General features: G+C 66.5%; 7 protein-coding genes and 1 pseudogene. 5 read left to right on the top strand and 3 right to left on the bottom strand.

The features are described 5' to 3' along the window. From VAE53_RS02555 to VAE53_RS02535, 5 genes and pseudogenes are all read left to right on the top strand, one after another. Nucleotides 1–246, top strand: a pseudogene (locus tag VAE53_RS02555) (hypothetical protein); the annotation flags it as partial. Between the two features lie 63 nt (nucleotides 247–309). Further along, nucleotides 310–555: an Lrp/AsnC ligand binding domain-containing protein gene (locus VAE53_RS02550; protein ID WP_322817796.1), complete on the top strand. Its 246-nt coding sequence runs from the start codon at nucleotides 310–312 to the stop codon at nucleotides 553–555. A gap of 3 nt (nucleotides 556–558) precedes the next feature. Beyond that, entirely contained in the window at nucleotides 559–1,428 is an 870-nt protein-coding gene (locus tag VAE53_RS02545; protein ID WP_322817795.1) for a cytochrome c oxidase assembly protein, read from the top strand. Nucleotides 1,429–1,671: 243 nt separating this feature from the next. Then, nucleotides 1,672–3,336: a methylmalonyl-CoA mutase family protein gene (locus tag VAE53_RS02540; RefSeq protein ID WP_322817794.1), complete on the top strand. Its 1,665-nt coding sequence runs from the start codon at nucleotides 1,672–1,674 to the stop codon at nucleotides 3,334–3,336. Between the two features lie 11 nt (nucleotides 3,337–3,347). After that, nucleotides 3,348–4,511 carry an aminotransferase class I/II-fold pyridoxal phosphate-dependent enzyme gene (locus VAE53_RS02535; protein WP_322817793.1) on the top strand — a complete coding sequence of 388 codons (1,164 nt, stop codon included), beginning with the start codon at nucleotides 3,348–3,350 and terminating at the stop codon, nucleotides 4,509–4,511. Nucleotides 4,512–4,514: 3 nt separating this feature from the next. On the opposite strand, the gene VAE53_RS02530 is transcribed toward VAE53_RS02535, so the two are convergent. From VAE53_RS02530 to VAE53_RS02520, 3 genes are all read right to left on the bottom strand, one after another. Beyond that, nucleotides 4,515–5,048, bottom strand: coding sequence for a Gmad2 immunoglobulin-like domain-containing protein (locus tag VAE53_RS02530; protein ID WP_322817792.1), 534 nt, complete (start codon nucleotides 5,046–5,048; stop codon nucleotides 4,515–4,517). Between the two features lie 100 nt (nucleotides 5,049–5,148). Next, complete coding sequence (locus VAE53_RS02525; RefSeq protein WP_322817791.1) at nucleotides 5,149–5,670, bottom strand: DinB family protein; 522 nt, start codon at nucleotides 5,668–5,670, stop codon at nucleotides 5,149–5,151. Between the two features lie 65 nt (nucleotides 5,671–5,735). Beyond that, nucleotides 5,736–6,781 (bottom strand): 2-dehydropantoate 2-reductase (locus VAE53_RS02520; RefSeq protein ID WP_322817790.1); only part of this gene is annotated, 1,046 nt, incomplete at its 5' end.

Genomic DNA, 6,781 nt, shown 5'->3' with positions numbered 1-6,781 from the left:
CCCGGCACCGCCCCCCCGGCCACCGCCACCCCCGCCCAAGGCTCCGGCGGCGAGCCAGGCCCAACCATCGCCCAGCTCAACCGCCAGATCGACGCCATCGACCGCCAAGTCCAGCAGCTCCTCCTCGAAGCCGGCCCAAAGCCCACCCCCACCCAGGCCCTCCGCATCCTCGAGCTCCTCGCCGAACGGAACCGCCTCGCCCAGCTACGCGATGCGCTCGCCGGCCGCCCCGGCACCGACTACTGACGCCCCCACCGTTCCGCACCCACCGCCACAGCATCCGCCACCGCCCTGCCGTACACTCATCCCATGCGCGCCGTCTTTGTCATGATCAAGACCGAACCCGGCCACACCACCGCCGTCGCCAACCGCGTCGCCGAAGTCCCCACCTTCTCCGAGTGCTACAGCATCACCGGCCAATACGACCTCCTCGCCAAACTCTACGTCGACGACATCGACAGCATCGGCCGCATCATCGAACGCGACATCCAGTCCATCCCCCACGTCCGGGAGACCTTCACCATCCTCACCTTCGAGGCATTCGGGGTGCGCTAGCCCATGAACCTCGCCGGCTGGACGCTCGACCCGCTTTGGCTCCCGGCCGCAACCACCGCCGCGCTGCTCTACCTCCGCGCCTGGCAGAAAGCCGCCGGCAGCCACCCACGCTGGCGCCTGGCAGCGTTCCTCGCCGGCCTCCTCTCCGTCCTCGCCGCCACCGTCACCCCCATCGAAACCCTCGGCAATCGCGTCCTCTGGGTCAACTTCACCGGATTCCTCGTCCTCACCATGGTCGCCCCGCCGCTCCTCCTCCTCGGCGCCCCCCTCACCCTCGCCTTCCGCGTCGCCGCCCCCACCACCCGCCGCCGCCTCCGCGCCGCCTACCGCAGCCGCATCGCCGCCTCCCTCACCTTTCCCGTCTTCACCTGGCTCCTCTTCGCCGTCGTCACCTACCTCTGGCAATTCACCGGCCTCACCGATCGCGCCGCGACCAACCCCCTCGTCCGCGAACTCCAGCTCGTCACCCTGCTCATCGCAGGGCTCCTCTTCTGGATGCCCGCCCTCGCCGTCGACCCTTCCCCCTGGCGGCTCCCCTACCCCCTCCGCGCCCTCTACGTCTTCGTCGAAATGACCCACAAAGCACTCTTCGGCGGCATGTTCCTCAGCATGAACACCGCCATGCACCCCGGCTTCGCCGCCCGCGCACCAGCTTGGGCGCCCGAACCCATCGCCGACCAGCGCATCGCCATCATGATCCTCTGGCTCGCCGGCAACCTCCTCTTCGTCGCCGCCCTCGCCGCCATCCTCGTCGGCTGGATCCGTTACGAAGCCCGCAACCAACGCCGCATCGACCAGCGGCTCGCACTCCAGCGGGCCGCCGAACGCCGCCGGCGCGCCGCCCTCGAACAGATCTTCCAGCGCCCCGTCTGACCACAGCCCCTCTCGGACATCGAACCGGTTCCCGATGCCCGTTCGCGCCTGCTCGACGCAGTGCGCCACCTCCGGATCGTCCGGGCCCGTCACCATGCCAAAACCGACCATCCCGGCCATGCCGAGAGCGCAAAACGCGAACCCGATTCGAGCATCTTTCCCACCCCGGGCCCCGGTCCCTTCCTGTAAAGTAACGCTGGCTCGCCCGAAAAAGCCCTAGCCGACCCCTACCGGAGGCCACCCATGCAGATCGACCCCGAACGCGCCCGCCAGCTTCGCGCCGAATACGACGACGCCGTCCTGCGCGAAGGCAAAGAGCTCGCCGGCCCCTTCATCACCGTCTCCGGCCGCCCCATCGAGCGCGTCTACGACCCGACCGACACCGCCCACCTCGACTACGAACGCGACATCAACCTCCCCGGCAGCTACCCCTTCACCCGCGGCATCCACCGAACCGGCTACCGCGGCAAGCCCTGGACCATCCGAATGTTCAGCGGCTTCGGCTCCGTCGAAGAAACCAACCAGCGCTACAAAGACCTCCTCGCCACCGGCAACAACGGCCTCTCCATCGCCTTCGACATGCCCACCCTCATGGGCTACGACCACGACGACCCCTGGGCCGAAGGCGAATTCGGCTCCTGCGGCGTCGCCGTCGACCACCTCGGCGATATGGAGCTCCTCCTCGAAGGCATCCCCCTCGACCGCATCACCACCTCCATGACCATCAACAGCCCAGCTCCCGTCGTCTGGGCACTCTTCATCGCCGCCGCCGAAAAACGCGGCATCCCCCGCGCAAAGCTCGCCGGCACCCTCCAGAACGACATCCTCAAGGAGTACATCGCACAAAACGAATTCATCTACCCGCCGGCCGAATCCATGCGGCTCGTCACCGACACCATCGAATTCGCCTCCAAAGAGATGCCACTCTGGAACCCCATCTCCGTCTCCGGCTACCACATCCGCGAGGCTGGAGCCACCGCCGCCCAAGAGCTCGCCTTCACCCTCGCCGATGGCATCGAATACGTAAAGTGGGCCGTCGCCCGCGGCCTCGACATCGATAGCTTCGCCCCCCGCATCTCCTTCTTCTTCAACGCCCACAACGACTTCTTCGAAGAAATCGCCAAGTACCGCGCCGCCCGCCGCATCTGGGCCCGCCAAATGCGCGAGCGCTTCGGCGCCAAAAACCCCCGCTCCTGGGTCCTCCGCTTCCACACCCAAACCGCCGGCGTCTCCCTCACCGAACAACAGCCAGAAGTCAACCTCATCCGCGTCGCCATCCAGGCCCTCGCCGCCGTCCTCGGTGGCACCCAGTCCCTCCACACCGACGCCATGGACGAAGCCATCGCCCTCCCCTCCGACAAAGCCGCCCGCCTCGCCGTCCGCACACAGCAAGTCATCCTCCACGAAACCGGCGTCATCAACACCGTCGACCCCCTCGGCGGCTCCTGGTTCGTCGAACGCCTCACCGCCGACATCGAACGCGACGCCCTCGACTACTTCGCCAAAATCGAAGCCCTCGGCGGCGTCATCCCCGCCATCGAATCCGGCTTCTTCCAAAAAGAAATCGCCGATGCCTCAGCACGCTTCCAGCGCGAAGTCGATACCCGCGACCGCATCATCGTCGGCGTCAACGAATACATCCTCGACGAACCACGCGAAATCCCCATCCTCCGCATGGACCCCGAAGGCGAAAAGCGCCACCTCGCCCGCCTCAAAAAACACCGCGCCGAACGCGACCCCCACCGCCACGCCGCAGCCATGCTCGCCCTCGAAAACGCCAGCCGCGATCCCAAAGCCAACACCATGCCCTACATCCTCGACGCCGTGAACGCCGGCGCCACCGTCGGCGAAATCTGCGGCATGTGGCGGCGCGTCTTCGGCGAATACCGCGAACACGTCGTCGTGTAAGCTTCCCTAACGTGACCCGCCCTCATATCGCCCGCCGCACCTCCGTCTTCAACGAGTCCGTCATCCGCGAAATGACGCGACTCGCCATGCTCCACGGCGCCATCAACCTCGCCCAGGGCTACCCCGACTTCCCCGCTCCAACCTTCATCAAACAAGCCGCGATCGACGCCATCGCCGCCGACCTCAACCAGTACGCCATCACCTGGGGCGCCCCACGGCTCCGCCGCGCCATCGCCGAAAAGATCCGCCGCTTCTACAGCCTCGATATCGACCCCGACCGCGAAGTCACCGTCACCTGCGGCGCCACCGAAGCCATGATGTGCGCCATGCTCGCCGTCGTCGAAGAAGGCGACGAAGTCATCGTCTTCGAACCCTTCTACGAAAACTACGTCCCCGATGCCGCCATGTCCGGCGCCCGCCTCGTCTACATCACCCTCCGCGGCGAAGGCTTCTCCTTCGACCCCGACGAGCTCCGCCGCGCCTTCTCCCCACGAACCCGCGCCATCATCGTCAACACACCCAACAACCCCAGCGGTAAAGTCTTCACCCCCGCCGAACTCCAGCAAATCGCCGCCCTCTGCCAAGAATTCGATACCCTCTGCATCACCGACGAAATCTACGAACACATCCTCTACGACCACCACCAACACCTCCCCATCGCCACCCTCCCCGGCATGTACGACCGCACCATCACCATCAGCGGCCTCTCCAAAACCTTCTCCGTCACCGGCTGGCGCCTCGGCTACCTCATCGCCCCTCCCCACCTCACCGACGCCCTCCGCAAAGTCCACGACTTCCTCACCGTCGGCGCCCCCGCCCCACTCCAAGAAGCCGCCGCCACCGCCATCGAACAGGCCGACCCTTACTACCCCGAGCTACGGACCATGTACGCCCGCAAGCGAGCTATCCTCCTCGAAGCACTCCGCGCCGCCGGCTTTAGCTGCCACCAGCCCGACGGAGCGTACTACATCATGGCTGACTTCACCGCGCTCGGCTTCCAAGGCGACGATACCGCCTTCGCCCACCACCTCATCCGCGACATCGGCGTCGCACCCGTCCCCGGCTCCAGCTTCTACCGGCCCGGAAGCACGGCGGGCAGCCGCATGGTGCGGTTCACCTTCTCCAAGTCCGACGAAACGCTCCACGAAGCCGCCCGCCGCCTCGCCCGCCGCTAGCCCCTAAGGCACCGCCACCACCGGGACCTGCACGAACTTCACCAGCGACCCGTCCTTCGCACTCACCTGATAAATCCGCAGACAACCGGGCGTCGGCGTATTCACACTGAAAGTCAGCGTCACCGTGAACGGCGAAAGCTGCTGGCCCTGCTGCGCCATCCCGTGCACCTTCGCCAGCTGATTCCCCGCCGCATCCAGCAGATCCGCCTCGAACTGCGCTTCGAACGCCTCTACCATCCCCGTCACCGTCAGCGGACTCTTCACCGGAGCATTCGCCACCGGCGAACTCACAACCGCCTGGCTCGGCAACGCCGGGTTCGGATTCGGCGGGCAAACTCCCACCACCGGCGTCGCCGTCGGCAGCACCACCGTCGGCGCCGCCACCGTGCTCGTCGGCACGGTCGTCGGGAGCGCCGGACCGCTCGTACCCGTCCCCGCCGTCGGCGTGCCCCCCGAAGGCGTATTCGGGCTGCACCCCGCCAACGCCACCCCCAACATCCCCGTGAAACCCAGCAAAAGCAATCGTCGAACGTTCATCTCGGCCTCCTCGCGGCCCCGCTATCCCCCGCGGGGCCCGCTACAGTGTTGACCGCCGAAAGGCCGACCACTTACACACCCCACACCCCGACCCGAGCCCCTAAATCGAGAAGCCTCGCCCCAGAGCCCCCTTGATCGTGTTCACCTCGCCCAAATGCATGAACCCGTGCGTCATCACCACCTGACGGAGCACCTTCCACTTCGGCATCTCGCCCAGCGGCCGAATCGGTTGAATCTGCTCCAGCTCCTCCATCGGCACATTCTTCACGAAATCCAGCGTCACCGCCTTCACCCGCGCGCAGTATTCGCGCATCGGTGCCACCGAAACGCGCAGCGCCCGCGCATCCTCCAGCGACATCCCCGTTCCCTGCCCCACCGGTGGCAGCCCGAGCCGCTCCGCGAACCCCTCGCTCATCCAAACCGTCGGCTTCCGGCCCTGGAGCACAAAATTCACGATGTCGTCCTGCGTGCGCAGCGTGTGCCAGACATTGAACCCAATGCTCACCGTGTTGCCAGGCAGCAGCCAGTTCACCTGCTCGTCGTCCAGATCCTTCAGCGCATCATCGATCCAATCGTTCAACTGTTCGATACCGTCGATGAGCAGATCGCGAATTTCGACCACGGGTCCCTCCTTCGGGTGTACAACGTGCGAGTGCCGCCCGAGTCTATACCCCCGAGTCGGTCGCTTCAAACAACCTTCGCCGGGAGCGCCAAGTCCTCTGGAGCGAGCAGCCGCCGCATGCCCCGTCGCACAACGTCCGCGTGCCGCACCAGCGCATAGAGCGCTTCCATCCGCGGCGCCCCAACCCCCAGCTCCCGCGCCCGGCGCACCGGATTCCCCAAAATCGCCTCCACCTCCAACGGCCGCCCCAGCACATAGTCGATCACCATGCTCGTCCGGTAGTCCCCGATCGCATCCGTCTGAGCGAACATCCGCGCTACCACATCGTCCTCCACCAGCCGCACCGAGCTGCCCGCCTCGGCCAGATCGGCATTCCCCACCCGGACCACCTCGCGCATCGCCCCCTCCGCCAACGCCCGCAGCTCCCCATCCTCCACCACCATCCGCGTCCCCACCCCTCCGGCCGCCACGCTCAACCCATTGAACGGAACGTTCCAGCAAAGCTTCTCCCAGCGCGCAAAACGAAGATTCGGCGCAATCACCGTGTCGATCCCGCCGCTCCGGAGCAGACCAGCCAGCTCCTCGCAAGCCCCCCGGTCGTCCTCCAAGTGCCCGATGGTCACTCGACCATAAGCGAGATGGTGCACCACCCCCGCCTCCCCCCGATTGATCCCCACGAACGCCATACCGCCGAAAATGCGCCACCGCTCGAACCGCTCCGCAAGCCGTTGCTCGTTTCCCAGCCCATTCATCAGCGCAACGATCCGCGTACCAGGCCCCACGCACGGCGCAATCAGCTCCGGCGCCTCATCGATTGCCGTCGCCTTCAGCGCACAGATCACCCAGTCGACAACCCCCAACTCCCTCGCATCGCCGAAGCAGGCCGGACGCGCGATCGAAAAGTCCCCATCCACACTGAACACTCGCAACCCACGTTCCCGCCAGGCCGCGAGGTCGCTCCGCACCAAGAACCGCACATCGTGGCCCCCCAGCGCCAACCGCCCGCCGTAGTACGCCCCGATCGCGCCCGCGCCAATCACCGCAACCGTCGCCATGCGCGCAGCATAGGAAAACTTCCCCGCCCGCGAAACCTTCCCGTCCCCTTGCCCGC

This window comes from Tepidiforma sp. (genome assembly GCF_034432735.1).
In the GTDB taxonomy this organism is placed as follows: Bacteria; Chloroflexota; Dehalococcoidia; order Tepidiformales; family Tepidiformaceae; genus Tepidiforma.
Note: the sequence above shows the minus strand (reverse complement) of the source record. Positions and strands in the feature narration are given on the sequence as shown.